The sequence below is a fragment of the Francisella hispaniensis FSC454 genome (assembly GCF_001885235.1).
Classification (GTDB): Bacteria; Pseudomonadota; Gammaproteobacteria; order Francisellales; family Francisellaceae; genus Francisella; species Francisella hispaniensis.
The window spans coordinates 461,466-485,875 of record NZ_CP018093.1 but is presented as its reverse complement, the minus strand read 5'-3'; the positions used below and the strand labels follow the sequence as shown (position 1 = coordinate 485,875).

Sequence of the window (24,410 nt, the reverse complement as noted above, 5' to 3'; positions counted from 1 at the left end):
TATATTCAAATAATATTACAGCATATTTTTTATAATTTCTCTTTCATCAAAATACTCTTTAATGCCATTCTTATCAAGGTAACATTCATGACCCTTACCTGCTAATAAAATAATATCGCCTTGATTAGCATTTTCTATACTAAATCTAATAGCTTGTTCTCGAGAGGTGATAAAAATATGCTTTTGAGGATACTTAAATCCTTTCTTAATATCACTAAAAATATTTTCAATATTTTCGAAACGATTATTATCTTCTGTAACAACTATTTTATTAGCGTATTCTTCTGCTATTTGAGCCATTTTAGGTCTTTTGGAAGTATCTCTATTACCACCACAACCAAAAATACACCATAGATTATTTGGATTATAGTTAGCTAGAGTTTGTAGAGCTTTTTCTAAAGCATCTGGAGTATGCGCATAATCAATAACTATCTTTATATCATTATCTAGCTCTATTACTTCCATTCGGCCTTTCACTGGTTTGATATTTCCTAGATCTAATATACAATCCCAGTCTAACACACCATCAAGTGATGCAAAGCTCAAGCCCAAATTCATCAAGTTAAAATCACCGATAAGCTTAGTTGTATATTCACCAACAAACCTACCATTAAAAAACATTTCAAACTTAGTTTTAATATCTTCTATAGATTTAGGCTTAATATAGACATCCGCATATTCAGATTTTAGACTCACTGTGATAACCGGTACCTTTGTCATATTACACAGTCTTTGACCATACTCATCATCTATATTTATTATGGTTTTTTTAAGTCTTTTGAATTGAAACAATTTTGCCTTAGCTTCAAAGTAACTTGCCATAGACTTATGGTAATCAAGGTGATCATGGCTAAGATTACTAAATACAGCAACATCAAAATCTAAGCCTTCAGTACGTTTTTGATCTAATGAATGAGAAGATACTTCCATAACAAGATTTTGATAGTTTTTATGATATGAAATAGTTTGATACAAAGACAATATATCTAATGTCGTATGTGAACTCTCTTTTAAATCAGGATAAATGCCATTGCCATTTGTACCTAAAAGTAACGTTTTTTGTGAACTTAAATCTAAAAATTGAGCAATATAACTAGAGATAGAAGTTTTACCATTTGTACCTGTTATACCTATTATATTTTGTGGTTTCTCATAATCATAAAACCATTTTGCAAGGGTCGATAGTTTCTCTTTTAAATTTTGAATATAAAAAACACGTTTCTGGTCTTCAAATTCATGACTATCTGTTAATACTAAACTGATATCTTTAGCTAAAACACTATTAATATATTTATTACCATCGGTTAACTGACCCTTGAGAGCTACAAATGCCGATTTATCATCACACTTACGACTATCTAAAGATAGCGATTCAATTTGAAAATTATTTTGAGATAAGGTTTGAATATCTAGAAATTTTAATATTTGGTTTATATTTTTCATTTTAATTTTCACCACATTAGAGCACTTTGTGGCAAGCTTATGTCAGAGTCATTGATCCAGTGACTACAACTGTCTGAGCTTGCGAGTTTTGTAGGCACCAATGACTTACATTAAAGCGCGAACATGTGCTAAGCAGTTTTGCATACTTTTTCTGCTATTGCAAAAAGTATGTCGCTAAAACTTACATCGTAAGTTAGCGAAAGCATTTAATCAATTGCCTTTTTTAAAAGCTGGAAAACCCAATTTTTCTCTAGCACTGTAATATGCTTTAGCTACTTCTAGCGCTAATTTTCTAACTCTTAGAATATAGCCTTGTCTTTCTGTAACAGATATAGCATGACGCGCATCTAATAGGTTAAATGTATGCGATGCTTTTAACACAAATTCATAAGCTGGAATTGGTAGATTTTTTCCTACTAGTCTATAACCTTCTTTCTCTAATAAATCAAACTGTTTGAAAAGCTCTTCAACATTAGCTTCTTCAAAGTTATAAGTCGACATCTCAATTTCATTTTGTAAGAATACATCACGGTAATATAAAGGCCCATTTTGCGTATTAGCCCATAAGATATCATACATGCTATCAACATTTTGAATATACATAGCCAGTCGCTCAAGACCATAAGTAATCTCACCCATTACAGGCTTACACTCAAGTCCACCCACTTGTTGGAAATATGTAAACTGTGTAATTTCCATACCATTTGACCATACTTCCCAACCTAATCCCCAAGCTCCTAATGTTGGCGATTCCCAATTATCTTCAACAAAGCGAATATCATTCTCTAAAGGATCAATGCCTAACTCTCTAAGTGAACCTAAATATAGCTCTTGAATATCATCAGGCGATGGCTTCATCACAACTTGATATTGATAATAATGTTGCGTACGGTTAGGATTCTCGCCATAGCGACCATCCGTAGGCCTTCTAGATGGTTGTACATACGCAGCTGTCCATGGCTCTGGACCTATCGCGCGCAGAGTTGTAGCTGGATGAAATGTTCCAGCACCTACTTCCATATCTAGTGGTTGAATAATAGCACAACCTTTAGATGCCCAATAATGATGTAGTTTTAAAATAATTTCTTGAAATGTAAGCATACTAATTAAAATTTTCACATAATTATAATTTTGTAAAAGATTTTATCATATTTGAATACTAATAAGTATCTTATAAGAATCGGAAAAATATTAATGATTTATAGACTTAGATATCTGTTTAGCTAAGCGATTAGTTTTTGACTTAAGTAAATTAAAATCAACCAATTTCCATTGCCAATTAGGTTCGCCTACAGTGCCAGGAGTATTTAGCCTAGCATTACTATCTAATTCTAAAATATCTTGTACTGGCAATATTACATATTTAGCATCACAATTTAGTAGATATTTAATAATCTTTCTAAAGATATTTTTATCATTAGCTTTAAAATAACGTTTTAAAAGCTTTCTCTGGTATCTGTTTAGCTCATCAAAATACCAACCTTTTAGAGTATTATTATCGTGAGTACCTGAATAAGCAATGATATTAGCATCTTCAATAAAATTAGCAGTTTTTAGATCAAAGTGAAATGGAAAAACCTTCATACCTTTAAGGTTATAGTGGTCTCTCAGCTCAAATACCTCTGGTCTTAAATCTCCTAGATCTTCAGCAATGATATTAGCATTAAGAATGCGCTTATATACCATATCAAAAAATTCATACCCAGGAGCCTCAACCCACTCACCATTTATAGCAGTTTTTTCACCTGCTGGGATTTTCCAATAAGTATCAAAAGCTCTAAAATGATCAATCCTAACTATATCAAATAGCTTGAAGTTGCCATTGAGTCGATCTATCCAAAAATCAAAGTTTGTTTGTTTGAGTTTATCCCAATCATATAGAGGATTACCCCATAGTTGACCAGTTTCTGAGAAAAAGTCAGGTGGAACTCCCGCAACAAAACTAGGATTTTGATTCTCGTCTAATAAAAATATTTCTTGATGCTCCCAGACATCAGCAGAGTCAAAACCTAAATAGATAGGTAAATCGCCCATGATTTCGATATTATTTTTATTAGCATACCCTCTTAGCTCAAACCACTGCTTATAAAAGATAAACTGCAAAAATATTTGGTAATCTATCTCTTGCTGGAATTGATCAAGCTCTATTGCTTTCTCTTTAATCCAGTTTTTATATTCTGCAGTCCAAAAATTCCAAGCTTGGTTATTATTAGCCTTTCTAAAAGCTTTAAAAATAGTATAGTTTTTAACCCAAGAGTTTTGAGTTATAAAATCATTATACTCTTGTTCAAACTTATCTTTTGAGCTTTGAAAATTACTAAATGCTTCTTTAAGATAGTTATCTTTGAAATTACGAACAAGTTCATATTCAACTTTGTCAGAGTTTACATTTAGTTTTTTAAGAGATGATTCTTCAAGCAAACCATAATCTGCTAGTTTTTCTAAGCTAATATAGATTTCATCTCCAGCAAAAGAAGAGCTCGACTGATATGGCGAGTTACCGAAGCCTAATGGTGTAAGTGGTAATACCTGCCAAATCTTAGTATTTGCTTGTTTTAGAATATCAACAAATTCATAAGCACTTTTACCCAAGTCACCAATACCAAACTGGCTAGGCAAACTTGAAATAGCTAATAATAATCCAGCTTTTCTCATAGCTTTTCTCTTGTTTGATGAAGAATATTACTCAAATAATCTTAGATTTTCCAAATATATTTATTATACTGTCCAATTGTTCTGTCCGAGCTAAAAAAGCCTGACTTAGCACTATTTACTAAGCTCATTCTTAACCAATCTTCACGATTTTCATAATCTCTAAGCATTTTGTCTTTGACCTTAATATACTCAACCAAGTCAATTAAAGTCATAAACCAATCCTTATTTATAAGCTCATTAAATAGTCTAGTTAATTTATCTTTATCACCAATAGCCAGCATTGTTGGTGAAGTTATAAAATCTACAGCATTTTTAATAACTGGATTATTATAGTACTCAATAGCTTTATAACCACTAGTTTTATATAAATCAATAATAGTGTTACTATCTTTACCAAAAGTATACATATTTGCACTTCCTACTAAATCAGCAATCTCAACATTAGCGCCGTCCATAGTACCAAGTGTAATAGCTCCATTTAGCATAAATTTCATATTACCAGTACCACTAGCTTCTTTTGATGCTAATGAAATTTGCTCGGAAATATCAGCAGCAGGAATTAACTTTTCGGCAATACTAACATTATAGTTTTCTACAAATAAAACTCGTATATATTGATTAACATCAGCATCGTTATTTATAAGCTCTTGTAAACATAATATAAGATGAATTACATCTTTTGCTATTATATATGCAGGCGCTGCTTTTCCACCAAAGATAAAATTGATTGGGCGCTTAGGTTTTGGATATAATCCTGACTTAATCTCAAGGTATTTATGAATAATATACAAAGCATTCATTTGCTGGCGCTTATATTCATGAATACGCTTTATTTGCACATCAAATATACCATTCTCTAAAAGCTCAACTCCTGAATAATAGCTAGCAAACTCAATAAATTGCGCTTTTTTAGCTTTCTTAATTTCATCAAGTTTAGCTAAGACATTTTTATCATTATGATATGCCAATAGTTTCTCAAGTTGTTTAGAATCTTGTACAAAGCTATCGCCAATCAAACTTTTCAAATAACTAGTTAGCTCTGGGTTAGCTTGTAATAACCAACGTCTGAAAGTAATACCATTAGTTTTATTATTAAACTTATTTGGATATATCTCATTAAAATGTTTTAACTCAGCTTTTTTAAGAATATCTGTATGCAATGCTGCTACACCATTAACACTAAAACTATAATGAATACAAATATGTGCCATATGTACACAATTATTAGTATCAATGATAGCTAACTCTGACTGTTTATATTGTTGCTTTACTTTTTTGTCTAAATACTTGATGATATCTATAATTTCTTTAGATAAAACTTTCTCTAAATATCTCAAAGGCCACTTTTCTAAAGCCTCTGCTAAAATTGTATGGTTAGTATAAGCCGCTGTTTTACTTACAAGCTCTATTGCTTTATCAATATCGATACCATTAGTAACCAATTGACGTATTAACTCAGGAATCACTAGAGTCGGATGTGTATCATTAATCTGGACAACCGCATGCTCAGGTAAGTTTACTAATGAATAGCCTTTGTTAGTTATATCAGAGAAAATCAAACTTACCGCATTACTAACCATAAAATACTGTTGAAAAATCCTCAAAAGATGGCCAGCCTCATCACTATCATCTGGATATAAAAACAGTGTTAAATTTTTCTCAATAGCTGTTTTATCAAAAGTAATATTATCTTGGATAACAGTTACATCAACACTAGTAATATCGAATAAACATAGCTTATTGACAAAATTATTCTGATAGCCAACAATATCAATCTCATACAATTGTGATTCAACACTAAAATCATTAAAATCAACTTTATAACTAGTATCTTTTTTATTTAGCCAACCTAATTTCTCAATCCACGGATTAGGTTTCTCATTTTGACAATGATTTTTAAACTTTTGTTTAAACAAACCGTAATGATAATTCAAACTAATCCCTGTACCAGGAATACCTAGTGATGCTATAGAATCCAAGAAACATGCGGCTAATCTACCTAGACCTCCATTACCAAGCGAAGGCTCTGGCTCAAACTCCTCAATCTGTACAATATCTTTACCACTTTCTTTTAGTATTTGGCAGATATCATTATATACACCTAAATTTATCAGATTGCTAATTAGCATTTTACCTATCAGAAATTCACTAGAAATATAATAAATTTTCTTTTTATAATCTTGTTCTGGAAGATTTGCACTTTGATCTTTAGCATAAGTCAGTAATGCATAATACAAATCTTGATCATTTGCTGCACTTACATCACAATTTAGTATTTTTTCAAGGTATAATTTAATTTGATTTTTTTCATTCATAATACAAGACCTTTTATAGGAAACCGATTTGAGTTTAAAATATTAATTTCAGTAAAGAATATAATGTCATTAAAACATTTTCTATACAAGATATAGAAAATATTTTAGCTATTTTCTCTGACTAAATTTTTATATATTTGATATATTTTTTCGGCTGATGAGTCCCAAGTTACTTTTTGTTGCATAGCTGTTTTTCTAACTTTTTTCCAATCTGCTTTACGATTGTATAATGCAAAAGCTCTACGAATTGCTAAAGTTAGAGACTCAACACTAAACTCATCAAAGACAAATCCAGTAGCTGTACCATCAGCTAAATTCTCCAAAGAGGAATCAGTAACTGTATCTGCTAATCCACCAACTTTATGTACAAGAGGTAGAGTACCATAAGTTAAACCATATAACTGTGTCAATCCGCAAGGTTCAAAACGTGATGGTACCAATATCACATCTGAACCAGCAACTATACGATGAGCTTGCTCTTCATCATAGCCAATTTGTACAGCTATTGATTTAGGAGATTTCTTAGCAGCCGCTAAAAATGCTTCTTCTAAAGCTTTATCACCACTTCCCAATAAAACAACTTGACCACCTCTACTAGTGATTTCGCCTATTGCTTCAATTAAAAGGTTTAGGCCTTTTTGCTCTGTAAGCCGAGTTACTATACCAAATAAAAGTGCATCTTCTCTTTTAGCTAAACCCATCATTTGTTGTAATGCTATCTTACACTCTGCTTTACCTGTCGCAACTGTAGTAGATGAGTAGTTAGCCTCTATAAGAGTATCTTTTTTAGGATTCCATATTTGTGGATCTACGCCATTTAATACACCATATAAATCATTATGTCGATCTGCGAGCAAACCCTCAAGACCACACCCTTGTTGGTAAGTCTGTATCTCTTTGGCATATGTAGGACTAACTGTAGTGATCTTATCAGCAAAGTATAATCCAGCTTTCATAAAAGACACTTGACCGTAGAATTCTAAGCCATTTATGCTTAAAAAATGTCCTGGTAAATCCAGTTCTGAAAAAGTACTTAGCGGGAAAAGCCCTTGATAAGCTAGATTATGTATTGTAAACACCGTCTTGACAGATTTTATACCAGTCGCAATTTCTGTTGCTTTTATGTATGCAGGTACTAAGCCAGCATGCCAATCATGACTGTGTACTATATCTGGCCGCCAACAAGAATCTAGCCCTTCAGCAAGTCTTGCTGCTACCCAAGCTAATAAAGCAAATCTTAAATAGTTATCAGTATAAGCTTGATTTTTATTATCAGCATAGGGATTACCAGGACGATTATACAGACTAGGAGCATCAATTACATATATATCTAGCTTTGAGTCAGGTATTTTAGCCAAAAAAATAGCTATCTCATCACTACCAAATCGCCCTGGAAGCTTAAGCAAAAGCTTTTTATCCTCAACAGCCCCGATAAATGCTGGAAACCCAGGAACTAAAACTCTACTATCAACTCTAAATTTAGATAATGCTGGAGGTAAAGCTGCTGTGACATCTGCTAAACCACCTGTTTTTAGTAGTGGATACAGCTCACTACATACATGTAAAACTCGCATAGACTTCTCTTACTCTTCTCTTAGTTTATCTATCATTTTTTTAGTTACTAGTACTACGCCCTTATCAGTTCTGTAGAAATTCTTAGCATCTTCTTTAGGATCCTCACCAATAACCATACCGGCAGGGATATCACAACCTTTATCAATTACAACTTTTTTCAGACGACAGTTTTCGCCAACAACAACCTCAGGCATTATCACACACTGATCGATAACACAGTTGGATGAGATTCTAACATTTGAAAACATCAAAGACTTTGATATTTCTGAACCTAAAACAATACAACCACTAGCAGCTAGAGTATTAGTAATAACCCCATGCTTACCTTTTCTATCAGGAACGAATTTAGCAGGCGGTAGCTGTTCTTGAGCTGTCCAAACTGGCCAATCTTTATCATAAATATTTAGCTCAGGCATATTCGCTGCTAAATCAAGGTTAGCTTCCCAAAACGCGTCAATAGTACCAACATCTCGCCAATATGGCTCAACACCACCTCCTCTAGGTACACAAGACATACTAAATGGATGAGCTAAAGCTTGATTTTCGCTAACTACTCTTGGAATTATATCTTTACCAAAATCATGGCTTGACTCTTTATTTGCAATATCTTCTTCAAGTAAGTCGTATAAATAGTCAGAATTAAATATATAAATACCCATACTTGCATAGCATCTATCAGTAGTACCAGGGATTGTTGGTGCATTTTTTTTAGGCTTTTCGATAAAACTTGTGATTTTACGATTTTCATCAATACCCATAATACCAAATGCATACGCTTCTTCTTTATCAATTTCAACACATCCTACTGTACACTTATAACCACTTTTAACATGATCTCTAAGCATAACTGAATAATCCATCTTGTAGATATGATCTCCTGCTAAAACTATCACATACTCAGGACCATATGAGCGTAAAATATCGATATTCTGATAAACAGCATCGGCAGTACCTCTATACCAGTGTTCTTCATCAACTCTCTGCTGTGCCGGTAAAAGATCGATAAACTCATTTAGTTCTCCACGTAAAAATCCCCAGCCACGCTGTAAATGACGCAATAGTGAATGTGACTTATACTGAGTTACTACACCTATTCTTCTAATACCAGAGTTTAAACAGTTAGATAGCGCAAAATCGATAATCCTGAATTTGCCTCCGAAATATACTGCTGGTTTTGCTCTAGTATCAGTTAAGTTGTATAAACGTGATCCACGTCCCCCAGCTAAAACTAATGCCATAGCTTTTTTGTACAACTGATGTGATGAATTATGATTATCCATATCATAAGCTCCTTTATGTTAAAAAAATTTTAGTTAAGTAACTACAGTTGGTTCAGTCATTCCTGTTAAAGGTTTGATATTGGTCAAATCTTCAGCAATCTCTATCAAGCTAGCTAGAGCTTGTTGTGTCGGTTTACTAAACTTAGAAGAATCTGACTCATATTTTTCTAAATATATACGTAAAGTAGCACCCTGTGTTCCTGTACCAGATAACCTAAACACAATACGGGAACCATCTTCAAAAATAATTCTTATTCCTTGATGGTTAGAAACTGAACCATCTATTGGATCTGTATAACTAAAATCATCTGCTTTAGCGACTTTCTCACCATTTAATTGAGTTCCTGCAAGACTAGACAACCTTTCTCTTAAAGAGTCCATAATAGAGTTAGCAATCGCAGTATCTATAGCCTCATAGTCATGTCTTGAATAGAAGTTACGTCCAAATTTTTGCCAATGTTCCTCAACCAACTGATCAACTTGCTTGCCCGTAGCAGCAACTAGATTCAACCAAAATAGCACAGCCCAAACCCCATCTTTCTCACGGATATGATCAGAGCCAGTACCATAACTCTCTTCACCACATAATGTGATTTTCTGAGCATCTAATAAATTACCAAAGAATTTCCATCCAGTTGGAGTCTCAAAACAACGTAGACCTAATGACTCTGCCACCCTATCAACCGCTGTTGATGTAGGCATCGATCTAGCAACACCTTTGATTCCTTTTGAATACGCTGGTATAAGATGCGCATTTGCAGCCATAATTGCTAGACTATCTGAAGGTGATACATCTATTTGTTTACCAACAATCATATTTCTATCAGCATCGCCATCAGATGCCGCACCAAAATCATATTCTCCGCTACGCATATGCTTGACTAAGTCTTCGGCATTGACAGGATTTGGATCCGGATGAAAACCACCAAAATCTTCAAGTGGTTCAGCATTGACAACTGTACCAGCTGGAGCTTGCAAAAGAGTTTCAAAAATATACTTTGCATAAGGACCAGATACAGCACTCATAGAGTCAAAACGTACCTTAAAGCCTTTAGCAAATAGTTCGCGAATTTTACCAAAATCAAATATTTGTTGCATTAACTCAGCATAATCAATTACCGAATTAATAACTTCAACTATTGTGTTCTCTATCTGGTATGTACCTAATTTGTCTAAGTCAAGGCTTTCCTTAGGTGCATCACTTATAAAATATTGATTAATTTTTTTTGTTTCAGAAAAAATTCTGTCTGTATTTTTTTCAGGAGCTGGACCACCATTAGAAACATTATATTTAATTCCAAAGTCTCCTTTTGGACCACCAGGATTATGACTTGCTGATAATACAATCCCACCAAAAGCTTTATACTTCCGGATAACGCAACTAACAGCCGGAGTAGAAAAGATACCATTTTGACCAACTATAATTTTACCAAACCCATTAGCTGCTGCCATTCTAACTATAGTTTGTATTGCAACATCATTATAATAGCGACCATCTCCACCTACTACTAGAGTCTTGCCTTCTATATCATCCAAAGAGTTAAATACAGATTGTACAAAATTCTCTAAATATCCTGGTTGCTGAAAAGCAGTAACTTTATTTCGTAATCCAGATGTCCCTGGTTTTTGATTAGCAAAAGGTTTGGTTGATACAGTTTGAATCGCCATTTTTTTTACCCTAGTATTTATTGATTAACATACACTCAAATAGTGAGCTAGTCGATGTTAGGCGGCTTATTGTTAAAAGCCTATATCATCCATCTTATCACTATCTCCTTGAATTTAGAATAACCAATAATTGTATTATTTGTAAAATTATTTTTTATCTTAATTATCTAGTTTACTAAGTTCATATAAACTATTAAGATTGTAATCAATGAAGTATTTAAAAATATTTACAGGCTGATGATTAAAGCTGTTTTATCAGTAAGCTTTGTTATAGCCTAAAATTTTTGATTAGGAGCTTTTATGAAAAATAAAAATTCAAAACAAAGTTATGATGTTGCTATAGGTGATCAGGATAAATATTACTTTCACGAAGGCAAACATATATATGCTTATAATTTTATGGGAGCTCATAAAACTCATGAAAATGGGGTTGATGGTATAAGATTTACTACCTGGGCTCCTAATGCTAAAAGCATTTGTGTTATCGGTGATTTTAGCCACTGGGAAATTCAAGAAAACAACTATATGAGTGCTATTAGTGAAGCAGGATTATGGAGTGTTTTTATCCAAAATGCAAAAAATGGTGATAAATATAAGTTTGTAGTAACTAACAAAGATACTAATCATTATGTCTATAAAAGCGATCCTTATGCTTTTTTCGCTGAATTAAGACCAAATACAGCTTCTATAATCACTACTGAAACTCAATATACCTGGAGTGATGATAAATGGCTAGAAAAGCGCGCTAAAACTAACTACTATGATAATCCCATGAATATTTATGAGCTACATTTAGCTTCATGGAAAACTAAAGACGGTAAATTCATGACATATGATGAGCTAAGTCAAACTCTACCTCAATACATCAAAGAAATGGGCTATACTCATGTTGAATTTATGCCATTACACGAACACCCACTAGATGCTTCATGGGGCTATCAACCTACTGGCTTTTATTCTGTAAATAGCCGTCATGGTGATATAATTGGCTTAAAGCGACTAGTAGATAAGCTGCACAATAATGATATAGGCGTAATTCTAGATTGGGTACCGGGACATTTCTGTAAAGATCAGCATGGTTTAATATACTTTGATGGAAGTCCATGCTATGAGTATCAAGAACCTACAAAAGCAATCAATAAAGGCTGGGGAACACATAATTTTGACTTAGGCAGAAATGAAGTAAAATGCTTCTTGATCTCAAATGCAATGTACTGGATCAGTGAGTTTCATATAGATGGTTTGCGTGTTGATGCAGTATCAAATATTCTTTATCTTAATTATGATAGAGAAGATGGTCAATGGATACCTAATATTTATGGCGGCCATGAAAACCTTGAAGGTATAGCTTTTCTTAAAGAACTAAATGGAGTTCTAAAACACACCTGCAAAGGGGTTGTTACTATTGCTGAAGAATCTTCCTCTTGGCCAGATATTTCAACTCCTGTTGAAAAAGGCGGGTTAGGTTTTGACTTTAAATGGAATATGGGATGGATGAATGATACCTTAAGGTATATCTCCCTAGATCCTGTTTATCGTAAATATCATCATAACTTGATAACTTTTTCGATGGTCTATCATTATTCAGAAAAGTTTATTCTCTCGATATCGCATGATGAGGTAGTTCATGGCAAGAAATCTTTGATTAATAAAATGTGGGGAGACTTGTGGAATAAATATGCTGGACTACGCTTATATATGTCATACATGATTGGGCATCCTGGTAAAAAGCTTATTTTCATGGGTAGTGAGTTTGGTCAATTTGTTGAATGGCGTGAATACGAACAACTCCAATGGCAAGTAGTTGATCAATACGATACTCACAAACAAACTCTACACTTTTTCAAAAAGTTAAATGATTTCTACCGCAATGAAACAGCACTGTGGCAGTGTGACTATGAACACCACGGTTTTAGATGGATAGATGCCGATAATTCGCAGCAAAGTATCCTATCTTTTGTTAGAAGTAGTAAAGATGATAAACAAAAGCTAATATTTATTTGTAACTTCACTCCAGTGACATATTATGACTATCATCTAGGAGTACCAGACGCAGGATCATACAAAGAGGTATTTAACTCAGATAGTCTTGAATTCGGCGGTTCAGGACAGGTTATGAGTACAGAGATTTTCTCCTCACCACAGTCATCACATCGATTTGAGCAAAGAATTACAATCAAAATCCCTCCTATGGCAACACTCGTACTCAAACTTATCAAATAATCAAATTTTAATACAATAGAGATTTTATAGTTTATGCAGGCAACAAATCAAAATATATGGATACAAGATAAATTTGGCAATTTCACTCACCTTGATGCAACTCATCAGGTTTATCTGGATTTTGAGACTAATAGTATTAGATTTCGCATCCAAGCTGATGGTTTTTTACATGGTTATGTAATTGCTAATTTTAACGATTGGCAAAAACTTGAAGAGTATAAACTTACATGGACTACTGACAATGATGATGGTAGTTTGTGGTTAACTAAAGATGTTTTTAATATATCAAACCTTAATGCAGGGACAAATCAATACTCATTTATCTTAGTAAGTCTAGCTGGTGAAGAGTTTAAGGTTTCTATAAATGATCACGATTTGATACCACTTAGCTTTAATTGGCAAGTAGCAAAAGGCGCTCTCGAAATCAAAGCTTCTGAAAATTACGTAGTTTCAGGTTTTAACTTGGAGCTAATTGCTATAACAAGATCAATTACCGGCTATCAGAATATTGTTGATGTTGAGTGGCAAGTTAGTCCTCAAAATTCAAAAATAACTTTGACTAATAGCAAACTTTTGATAGACCCTAGCGTTAGTAATTTGACAGAGGTTAAAGTCTCATGCTTTGCTAAAAATAATCCTGAACTCAAAGCTGAAAGAATTTTCACGGTTATTAAAGAAAAAAGAAAAGGCTCACTTGTACATTTCATAAAAAAAGATCAGCAATATAAAGGTGAGAATTTCGATTGGGATTTATGGAATTTCAATAAAGATAAACCAGCATACTCAGTTTCGCTTGCACACAGAAGCGATTTTGGTTTATATGGACTTTGTCAAAAGAAAAATGTCATCGCAAGAAAAAGAATTTGGGATATAAATTGGCATAATGATTGGGCGGAACAAACCAGCTGTTTTAAAATTTCGAAGAAACATCAAAACTATTATATTGTTTATGGTGATGCTACAATTTATAGATCTCTAGAAGATGTCATCAATAAAACCAACCCTAGAATAATACATGCAGTGATGAATGAAGCATCACGGATTATTGCTTATCTATCAGATATCCCTAGAATTGGTACATCTTTTGAACTTTGGGTAAATTCTAAAAAAGTTGAGAATGTTGACTTAATCGTAAAACATCGCACCAAGCAGCTTATATTTACTGGCTTGCCACCTATAAACCCACACGACCTTGTAGAAATAAGAGCGAATAACACTTTTTCTGCAGCAAAGGTATTAATGGGAGAATATCTAAATAATTTCTACTATCCTGATAATATCGGAGTTAGCTTTAGTGATGAATTAATATCACTAAGGATTTGGGCACCTACAGCAATCAAGGTTGAGGTTCTAATCTATAATGAGGATTTAGACAACAATAAAAAGCAACCTGATGTTGTCCATGAGCTAACAGCTGAAAGAAGTTATGGTACTCATAATATAGAAATTTGTCGTAAAAATTACGAGAATAAATATTACATCTACAGGTTACATTTTGAAGATTTAGATAACAAAGGTCAAAGATGTATTAAGATAACCCATGCGGTTGATCCATATGCTTATGGAGTAGGTCTAAATGGTAGAAAAGGCTTTTTAGTAGATCTTAATGATCCTAAAGTTACTCCTGAACAATGGCAGCAATTACATAATCCTAACTGCCTAAATAGAGAAGATGCTATCATTTATGAAGCACATCTACGCGATTTTACTATTAGTCCAGAAAGTGGTGTTAGCGAAGAATTAAGAGGTAAATATTTAGGTGCAGTTGAAAATAACACTTACTATATAGATTCTGCTACAAACCAAAAAGTATCAACAGGCATAAATAGTTTAGTTGAGCTTGGAGTTACTCATATTCATCTTTTACCGATTTTTGATTTTTCATCAGTAGATGAGAAAAAAAATAATGAAAAAGATAACCGCAACTGGGGCTATGATCCACAAAACTACAATGCTCCAGATGGTAGCTATTCTATAAACCCTTACGATCCTCTACAACGAATTAGAGGAGCTAGAAATATGATATTAGGTTTTCACCAAAAAGGTATTGGTGTAATAATGGATATGGTTTATAACCATATGACAGAAACTTCAAATTTAGACAAAATTGTACCTAAATACTATTTCAGGACAGATGCGCTAGGCAATTTCACTAATGGTTCAGGATGTGGTAACGAATTAGCCAGTGAAAAGCCTATGGTCAGTAAGTTTATCCAAGACTCAGTGATTCACTGGGTCAAAAACTATAAAATTGATGGTATCCGTTTTGACCTAATGGAACTTATTGATATTAATACGATTAAAAATATCGTTAGCAAAGTTAAGCAAATAAATCCAAATGTAATTATCTATGGCGAGCCGTGGAAAGGTGGCGACTCACCATTAGTAAATGGTACTCATAGAGGTACACAAAGGAATCAACAATTCTCAATATTTAATGATTATTTCCGTGATGCTATTCGTGGCAATAACAATCCTGGTAATGGTTTTATCAACGGAGATCCTCATAATCCTAACAATATTGGTAATGTAATTGAAGGATTACGTGGCTCAATTTATAGCTTAACAGCAATGCCTGGCGAGTCAGTTAACTATGTTGATGCTCATGATAATTATACTCTTTGGGATCAGGTTGAAAAAAGCCAAAGTCATGATATCCCCCAAGGATATTATCGTAAAAATCTTCCTGAAAATATTTTTGAGCATCGCTTTGTTAGGCAAAATGCTCTTGCTTTGGGAATTGTTTTAACAGCCCAAGGTATACCTTTTATTCATGGTGGTTCAGAGTTTCTTAGAACCAAGCAAGGCGATCATAACAGTTATAAAAGTGGCGATAATATTAATGCTTTTCATTGGTCAGATAAGCTTCGCTATAAAGTATTCTTTGATTATATTGCAGGGCTGATTAGAATTAGAAAAGAGCATCCTGCTTTTAGAATGAGAGATCGTGAAACTATAGAAAAACACTTAAACATGACTACTGCTCATCATGATTCTAAATCTGGTGTGATTATTTCACATTTCAAAAATAATGCTAATGGCGATAGCTGGCAAGATATTATTGTCATCTATAATGCAACTTCTATAGATGGTTATGATGTCAATGCACTTATGCCAATACCCGCTGGTAAAATTTGGCATATTGTCGCAAATCACGAAAAAGCTGGTGTTGATACAATCCAAACAGTAAACTCTGGTGAACTTCCTGGTTTGAAATCTTATTCGTTAATGATTATACATAGTTAGATAACTTTGAAAAATAGGTAAAAAAATGTCAGATTTATTTAAAATCCCTCTAAATACTAAAACTAAGCTATTATTCTCAACATCTGGAAGTAATTCATCGATACATCGGCACAATACCGCGATACAAAAACTTGGTTTTAATCTTTGTTATTTTACTTTTGATGGCGAGATTTCAGCTAAAAATTATACTGATGCTATTAGAGCTCCTTTTGTAAATGGTGGTACTGTCACTGCTCACAATGGTCTTAAATCTAAAGTAATACCATTTTTAGACTATGTTGAACCACTTGCTCAACAAACCTTGGCTGTAAATACTATCATCAACAAAGATGGTAAACTTTATGGCTACAATACCGATTGCTATGGTTTGCATACTGCACTTACAAAAGGTATCAAAGAGTCTAAACAAGACATCAAAACAGCTATAATTTATGGTAATGGTGGAGTTTCTGGGGTTGCTTTTAAAGTACTCCAAGACTTAGGTATCAAGGTAACTATTATTGGTAGAAATACTGAAAAAGTAGCTCAAAAAAGAAAAGAACTAGGAATAGAAAATATCCCACACTTTGAAGGACCCTATGATCTAGTAGTTGATGCCACACCAATATCATCATCACCAGAACTAGAGCAAAATACCCAATTTATAGACTTAGTTAAGGATGCAAAAATAGTATTTTGTCACGCTATGCCTGAAAAAGATAATAAGAAAAACTATTTGTTAGAATATTGTAACCAAAATGATATTTCCTATATATCTGGTGAAGATATGTATATTGCTCAACTTATACAACAGTATAAGCTTTATTTTGAGAACTTAGACTCTCAAAGAAAAATTACTGAAAAAGATATTATTGAGGCTTGGGGATTGTATAACTAATCCAAAAGATTGCGTCATACTACGACTCGATCGTAGTATCCATTCCACAAACATCCATCTTATCAATCTCCCACATCAACCTATCAGTTTCAGTAAGTGCTACGATTATCTTTTGATAATGTAGGATATCTTCAAAGCCTAGCTCTCTACCCTTACGATCTTTGAGCCATTTTTGAGCTGGTTGATAACCACCAATATAGAAATTCCAAGCAACTTCTGGGACGTTATCAAAGTACTGCTCTTTGTTGATGTAAACCTTACCATCTTTATAGGTTGGTTTATCGACAATATTATCACCATCTATTGGATAGCTTGTGATGAAATCTGTAACTAGTGGCGACTCTAGTAAATGAATTTGGCGAAGTTGACTACCTAGCTCTACCAATTGCCAAAATGTATCTATAGTTGGATATGGTACGCGTGGGAAATCTATTTTTAGAAACTCTTTGTATTTCTCACGGTAGCTAGGGCTGTGTAGTACTGCATAGATGTAGTCGAGTATGTCTATTGGGGCAAAGTTTTTTAAAACTACCCCGTCAGTCTGCGACTGCCACCCCTTCATATCTGAAGGGGAATTATTATCGCCGTCATTCCCGTGTAGACGGGAATCTCTTACCTTGTTGCTAGTATCTGAGAGATACCCGCCTTCGCGGGTATGACAGTTATTTTCGGTGGGGTATGATCTCTCAGCCACAAACTCCAAGCCAAGGCTCTTCTCAATCTCATTAACAATACTCATATCCAAATTTGGTACTCTGCTAGAGTCTAGTGAGTCATTGTCTGGGTAGAGGTAAAGTGGCGCTATAGGTGCTCCATTACCAACTCTAGTCGCCATAATACCAAACTCAACAATATTCTTTGTTACTTGAATATCACTCCAATCATATGCTCCTGTTACAGTCCTAGAAAATATTACTCCAACATTCTCACCTCTAAGCATGTGTTTCATGGTTTCATTTCTTGGATAACAATGAAAACCTTTTGACTTACCCGTATAAAATGTCCACTTACTATCAAATGGTCTATAAGCAACTTCTGCAAAAACTCCTTCTTTTTGGTAATTAGCCTCTAAATCTGCTCTTGCGTAACTTACTTTCCAATCTCTTACATCTTTACCTAATTTAAACTTACTTCTTGCTTGTTCATCATTAATTTTTAGAAATTCTTTAATCGTATTTTCTACTTCTTGCTTAGTATCATGAATTGTAAATTTATCTCTAGCTGTAACAATTCCTACACTATTTACTGGAAATAAATTTTGTATATTAAAACCTTTATCATACTGCTTTTTAAGATCCCAATCCTTTTGCACAAAGTAGTATTGAGGTGCTATATTTTCAATTTTTGACCATTGGATATTTTTTAGACTATTTTGAGCTAAAAACTCATATTTATCATTTCGTTTACCGTATAAATCATAGTGATAAACTTCAGCTAATTCATTATTTTTCTTAGCTCCAGTTTTGATGAGTATATTTATAGATACGCCTTGCATAATATCAAAGACATTTTCATCTTTTGAACCATCAGAGCAAGTTTCTTTTTTCTTAGAATTACCATGTAAATCTATAGTATAAATTTTGTCATAAGTTTTTAGCAGACTATATCGCATACCTCTAAAAGTAGGATTATCCAAGAAACCATGTGGATTAATAAATGCTAGCACTCCACTACCATTTTTCTCGATATAATACTGACCGTAACGCATAAATTTAACATAGTCATCATTTATCCATTTAGGATTTCTTTCTTGTAATTTGCCACCTGTAGGTTCTTTCTTATAGTCCTCCATTAAGTCCATTATCCATTGACCTTTATTAGCACTTTCGCCACTATATGGCGGATTACCCATCACTACCATCACTGGGGTATCTTTTTTGATTTGGTTTGCTTCATTGGCTTCATTACTTAGCCAGTTAGCAAAGAGTGTCCCAGTATCAGGGTGATGCTCCTCTAGTGAATTTGTCAGATAGATATGGAAGCGTTGGCTTTGGGTGGATTTTGGCTTATAGCCTGTATCTGTTAGGAGCATATCTAGTTTTAGATGTGCCATTGCATAACTTGCCATCAGTAGCTCGAAGCCATTTAACCTAGGTATCAAATGCTCCTCTACATAACCACTCCAAGCACCTTGCATAGCCTTGAAATTGTTATTGTAGATAAATTTAATCGCCTCTGCTAAAAATGTGCCTGTACCAGTTGCTGGATCTAGTACTTGGACTTTATGGACTTCTTTTTCTATTTGTTTATAACCAGATTTGGAGCGTTTATCAGTTGTTTGACTGTCAATTTGTATCTTTGTCTTGGTAGTATCTGCTAGCCCTTGGCTTAGTCCAAACTCTGATTTTAGCACCTCATCAACTGCGCGCACGATAAAGCTCACTACAGGTTGTGGTGTATACCATACGCCTTTTGCTTTTCTAAGCTTAGAATCATATTCAGATAGAAAATCCTCATAGAAATGCACTATCGGATCTTGGGTTTTGGTACTTCTACCAAATTTTGAAAGTATCTTGCGTAAATCTACCGCACGGAAGACATCAGCTAAGTTATCAACCGTATGCTTAATCCTATCATCAATATTTGTACCAGCGACATAGTCAAACAGCATTCGCAAAAATGGATTTGTCTTGGGTATTTTCTCAGCAGCTTCTTGACGCGAGAAAGTATCCAAAACCTCATCATGATACCTTGCAGCAAACATCCCATACGCTAGGGTTTGAGCATAAATATCGGCAAAGCCCTTTGGTGTCAGATCATGAATTAGAATATTCTTAAAAGTCTCATATTGTGATCTTAGACCACTATTTTGCTCATCTTCAATATCTTTATTTAGTGCATTTTCAAGAGTATTTTGCAGTAGCCTTGCCTTACCTGCCATCATCTCAGCTAGTTTCTTTGGCGAACGGATAGTTTGACCGATATAAGTACAGAAATCTTTGATTAGATTTTCAAACTGTTGGAAGTTCTTAGTAATTGGTTTAATCTCGCCATTTTCTATGCTCGCAATCTCAATCTGTGTAACTAGCTCACCCTCTTTGAAAAACTGAAAACGCAAATAATCTGTAATAATCAAATTATCCAAAGCCTTACGATAGCGACTAAACTGCTCTTTATAGTTTTTTGAGTTAAGATCTTTGCCAATATCTTTCGCCTCGATATATCCAATTGGAATATCTTTTTTGGTAATCACATAATCAGGGTTACCACAGTCTGTGACATTTGCCGGCTCATTTGTGACATCTATATCTTTGACTAGAGAAACCAACAGATCCTCTAAATCCTTGCGGTATGTATGTTCGCGCGATATGCCAGTTTTGTAACGTTTGTTAAGTTGCTCGAGATATTGCTGAGTTGTCATTAGAAATTATAAAATCTAAAAGATATTATTAAGATTATAGATTATTTAATATGAAAATGTAGTTTACTTTTCTAAAAATACACCCACAAAAATATTAAAATTGTCATATCAGCAAATGTATGAGTAATGATAGGAGCAAGTAGTCCTTTGACTCTATATCTCATCGTACCTAGAGCACAAGCATAAACAAAAGTCATCGCAAATCCAGTTAGACCATTAGGAAACCCTCCAGCATAATGAAATCCTGCAAATAAAAAAGCCTGTAAAAATATTGCTACTGAAATATTAAAAACTTTACTCAATTCAGTTTGGATGATTCCTCTAAAAACAACCTCTTCAACAGTTGCATTTAGCAATGCCCCAACAGGTATTATCATTAAAATTACAATAGTACTAAGTTTCTCAAGCTCTTGAGAAGTTGCTTCTCCGACTCCAGTTAGCTCACTCGTTGATATCCCCCAAACTATCAAGCTTATTGAAGCTACTAGTGATACAACCACTACCGCTAACCAAACCCTAATATCTTTTATTTTCCCAAAATTAAATAGCTCAAAAACCTGCTTTTTGTATACTAATACAGATATTAATAGTGTGATTAATAATGTTGCAAGCATTGGATTCTGATAAAGTGGTATTATCAAATAAATTGGTAAGGTTGATAAAAATAAAAATAGATTTGAATTGAAAATTTTCTTATCAAAAATCACACTTGTTATAAGCGATATAGCTGCACATAGTATTGCAAGATTACTAAACAATTCACTCTGAAAATAAAAAGATAAATTTATAAAAATTATATTTATTACAAATATAATTTTGACTAGATTAAGATTTGTAGACATGTATATATTTTTTTGATAAACCTAAAAGGATTATAAAGAAGAATTACTTAGGCTGCCAAACAATATCAAGCTCTTTTGCAGCTTTGACATCATCAAGACGACGCGCTGGTAAATTATAAGGAGCGCCTTTTAGATACTGAGGATCTTTCTTAGCAATATCTCTGATTTCTACCATTGCTTGGATAAACTTCTCCATACTATCAACATTTTCAGTTTCAGTAGGTTCTATCAACAAACATTCTGGTACTAATAGTGGGAAATACATAGTAGGAGCATGCACTCCTCTATCTATCAAACACTTAGCAAAATCAGTAGCTGTCACACCATAATTCTGAAATTCAGGTTTCAAAGTTACGATGAACTCATGAGAAGCTCTTCTATCAGGATAAGCAATCGTAAAGCCTTCTTCTTTTAAACGAGCCATCATATAGTTCGCATTTAGAGTCGCTATTTCAGATGCTTCTGTTAGGCCATTACCACCAAGCATCGCACCATAGATATAAGCTCTAATTAATACACCAATATTACCGTTGAATGCAGACATTCTACCAATAGTATTTGGTACATCTTTTTCTTCTAACCATACAAATTTATCAGCTTTTTTACCAACCATAGGTACTGGCAAGAACTCTTTTAGCTTATCATTAACAGCTACAGGACCAGCACCTGGACCACCACCACCATGAGGAGTAGCAAAAGTCTTATGCAAATTCATATGAAGAACATCAAAGCCCATATCACCAGGACGCGCTTTACCCATGATTGCATTTAGGTTTGCGCCATCATAGTATAGCAGACCTCCAGCTTCATGAACTTTTTTAGCTATCACAGCGATATTTCTTTCAAACACACCAACAGTTGATGGATTAGTAAGCATGATACCAGCTGTCTTTGGTCCTAGCACTTTATCTAATGCTTCGATATCAATATCGCCATCCTTCTTTGTAGGTATCTCAATAACTTTTAGACCACAAACTTTTGCAGTAGCTGGATTAGTACCATGAGCAGCATCTGGTACAATGATTTCATCACGCTCAAAATCACCACGCTTGTGATGATATGCTTTGATCATAGCTACACCTGCAAACTCACCTTGAGCCCCAGCCATAGGTGCAAGTGATACACCTGTCATACCAGTTAGTTCTTTGATTAAGTCTTGTAAATCATATAGACATTCAAGAGTACCTTGTACACTTTGAGCGCTTGCGTAAGGATGTCTTTCTAAAAATCCTGCTAATGAAGCATACTTATGTGCAGCTCGCGGATTGTATTTCATAGTACAAGAGCCTAATGGATAAAAGTTTGTATCTATACAAAAGTTTTTGCGTGATAGTTGTGTATAGTGTCTAATCACATCTAGCTCAGCTTGCTCTGGAAGTATTGGCTTCTTAGTACGTAGCATATCTGTAGGGATATTTGAAACATCACCTTTTTTGCTAGGCATTACTGATGGCGAGTTTTTACCTCTAGTTTTTTCGAAAATAACCATTTAAATTAACCTCCTATCCTAGCTAAAACTTTTTTAGTGGCTTGTATATATTCATTTATATCTTCTGCAGTATGAATCTCTGTAGCGCAAACCATAATAGAGTTAGCTAAATCACTATGATATTCTCCTAGGAAATAACCTGCATCAATACCTTCTTTTTCCATCTCTGTTACAAAAGTTTCAGCATTTACAGGTAAATCAATTACTACTTCGTTAAAGAAAGCATTATTAAATCTAATGCTTACTCCGTTTATTTTAGCTAACTCAGTCGCTAGCCTAGTAGTATTTTCATGTGAAACACTAGCTACTCTTTCTAAACCTTCAGTACCTAATAAACTCATATAAATAGTTGCAGCTGTAACCATCAAACCTTGGTTAGTACAGATATTTGAAGTAGCTTTAGCACGACGGATATGCTGCTCTCTTGCTTGTAGAGTTAAGCAAAAACCTTCATTACCATCTAAATCAACAGTTCTGCCAACTATACGCCCCGGCATTTGACGCACATGTGGCATCCTACAAGTCATAAAACCAAAATATGGTCCACCAGAAGCTAAAGGCACACCCATAGGTTGACCCTCACCACACACTACATCAGCACCATGGTCGCCCCACTCTGCTGGCGATTTTAAGATTGCTAATGAAATAGGATTAGTAACTGCAATAACTAAAGCTCCATGCTTATGTGCCCAATTTGTAATCCCATCAACATCAGCTATTTGACCTAAAAAATTAGGACTTTGGATAACTACAGCTGCATAATCGGTATTCGCAAAATCTTCCAACTTAGTAATATCTGTCTTACCATTTTTAGAATCAAGATTAATAATATCAAACTCTATACCTTGATGCTTTGTGATAGTTTCTAATACTCTTAAATAAGTTGGGTGTAAAGCTTCGGCAATCAAGACCTTTTGTGACTTTGCTTTTTTATTTGAGCGAATCGCCATAAGTACCGACTCTGCCAAAGCAGTCGCTCCATCATACATAGACGCATTTGAAGCATCCATACCTGTTAAGCCAGCCATCATGGTTTGGAACTCATATATAACCTGCAAACCACCTTGAGAAGCCTCTGCTTGATATGGTGTATATGCCGTATAGAACTCTCCACGAGCTACAATATCCCATATTGCAGCCGGAATATAGTGACTATATGCTCCTGCTCCTATAAAATTTGTATTATGATGATTTTTATTAGCTCTCTTTCTCATAAGATTAGCTAATTGAATCTCGTTGATACCATCTTTAATCTTAAGAGTATCAGCTCTTAAGTGTTTTGGAATTTCATCAAATAGTTCATCTACAGAGCTCGCTCCTATAGTATCAAGCATTTTTTTGATTTGTTCTGGTTTATGTGGGATAAAAGACATACTTCCTCCATGCCTTTGTACAAGATTTTATAAAAGATTAAAAACAGATTTTTTATGTATGCA

The 24,410-nt window shown here is 34.1% G+C and carries 14 protein-coding genes; 3 read left to right on the top strand and 11 right to left on the bottom strand.

Translation table 11 applies throughout. The annotated features are described in order from the left end of the window. Window positions 1–15: 15 nt before the first annotated feature. The 7 genes from FSC454_RS02440 to FSC454_RS02410 form a co-directional block, all read right to left on the bottom strand. Complete coding sequence (locus FSC454_RS02440; protein ID WP_066044837.1) at window positions 16–1,443, bottom strand: UDP-N-acetylmuramoyl-L-alanyl-D-glutamate--2,6-diaminopimelate ligase; 1,428 nt, start codon at window positions 1,441–1,443, stop codon at window positions 16–18. 210 nt (window positions 1,444–1,653) lie between these two features. Then, window positions 1,654–2,544, bottom strand: a complete 891-nt coding sequence (glyQ, locus tag FSC454_RS02435) for a glycine--tRNA ligase subunit alpha (RefSeq protein ID WP_066044835.1) — start codon at window positions 2,542–2,544, stop codon at window positions 1,654–1,656. Between the two features lie 90 nt (window positions 2,545–2,634). After that, window positions 2,635–4,098, bottom strand: a complete 1,464-nt coding sequence (malQ, locus tag FSC454_RS02430; protein ID WP_066044833.1) for a 4-alpha-glucanotransferase — start codon at window positions 4,096–4,098, stop codon at window positions 2,635–2,637. 41 nt (window positions 4,099–4,139) lie between these two features. Further along, entirely contained in the window at window positions 4,140–6,413 is a 2,274-nt protein-coding gene (locus FSC454_RS02425) for a glycogen/starch/alpha-glucan phosphorylase (protein WP_066044831.1), read from the bottom strand. A 104-nt stretch (window positions 6,414–6,517) separates the two neighbouring features. Next, on the bottom strand, window positions 6,518–7,987 hold the full coding sequence (glgA, locus tag FSC454_RS02420; RefSeq protein WP_066044829.1) for a glycogen synthase GlgA: 1,470 nt from the start codon (window positions 7,985–7,987) through the stop codon (window positions 6,518–6,520). A gap of 9 nt (window positions 7,988–7,996) precedes the next feature. Next, complete coding sequence (glgC, locus tag FSC454_RS02415) at window positions 7,997–9,268, bottom strand: glucose-1-phosphate adenylyltransferase (RefSeq protein ID WP_014547790.1); 1,272 nt, start codon at window positions 9,266–9,268, stop codon at window positions 7,997–7,999. Window positions 9,269–9,301: 33 nt separating this feature from the next. Further along, entirely contained in the window at window positions 9,302–10,936 is a 1,635-nt protein-coding gene (locus FSC454_RS02410; RefSeq protein WP_066044827.1) for an alpha-D-glucose phosphate-specific phosphoglucomutase, read from the bottom strand. 300 nt (window positions 10,937–11,236) lie between these two features. Between FSC454_RS02410 and glgB the strand changes: the two genes are divergently transcribed. The 3 genes from glgB to FSC454_RS02395 are packed head-to-tail and all read left to right on the top strand — an operon-like array spanning window position 11,237 to window position 17,282. After that, window positions 11,237–13,159, top strand: coding sequence for a 1,4-alpha-glucan branching protein GlgB (gene glgB / locus FSC454_RS02405; protein ID WP_066044826.1), 1,923 nt, complete (start codon window positions 11,237–11,239; stop codon window positions 13,157–13,159). Window positions 13,160–13,192: 33 nt separating this feature from the next. Beyond that, window positions 13,193–16,405 (top strand): type I pullulanase, encoded by a 3,213-nt coding sequence (gene pulA, locus FSC454_RS02400; RefSeq protein WP_066044824.1) that lies wholly within the window; start codon window positions 13,193–13,195, stop codon window positions 16,403–16,405. Between the two features lie 25 nt (window positions 16,406–16,430). Continuing rightward, complete coding sequence (locus FSC454_RS02395) at window positions 16,431–17,282, top strand: shikimate dehydrogenase family protein (protein WP_066044822.1); 852 nt, start codon at window positions 16,431–16,433, stop codon at window positions 17,280–17,282. Window positions 17,283–17,301: 19 nt separating this feature from the next. On the opposite strand, the gene FSC454_RS02390 is transcribed toward FSC454_RS02395, so the two are convergent. The 4 genes from FSC454_RS02390 to gcvPA all read right to left on the bottom strand — a co-directional run bounded on the left by FSC454_RS02390 (window position 17,302) and on the right by gcvPA (window position 24,347). Then, a complete protein-coding gene (locus FSC454_RS02390) occupies window positions 17,302–20,643 on the bottom strand; it encodes a type ISP restriction/modification enzyme (RefSeq protein ID WP_066044820.1) in 3,342 nt (1,113 codons plus the stop codon). A 71-nt stretch (window positions 20,644–20,714) separates the two neighbouring features. Then, window positions 20,715–21,401, bottom strand: a complete 687-nt coding sequence (locus tag FSC454_RS02385; RefSeq protein WP_231865132.1) for a CPBP family intramembrane glutamic endopeptidase — start codon at window positions 21,399–21,401, stop codon at window positions 20,715–20,717. A 127-nt stretch (window positions 21,402–21,528) separates the two neighbouring features. Beyond that, the gene (gcvPB, locus tag FSC454_RS02380; RefSeq protein ID WP_066044816.1) at window positions 21,529–22,974 is read right to left on the bottom strand and encodes an aminomethyl-transferring glycine dehydrogenase subunit GcvPB; all 1,446 of its coding nucleotides are present in this window, start codon (window positions 22,972–22,974) and stop codon (window positions 21,529–21,531) included. A gap of 5 nt (window positions 22,975–22,979) precedes the next feature. After that, complete coding sequence (gene gcvPA / locus FSC454_RS02375) at window positions 22,980–24,347, bottom strand: aminomethyl-transferring glycine dehydrogenase subunit GcvPA (RefSeq protein ID WP_066044815.1); 1,368 nt, start codon at window positions 24,345–24,347, stop codon at window positions 22,980–22,982. Window positions 24,348–24,410: the final 63 nt, after the last annotated feature.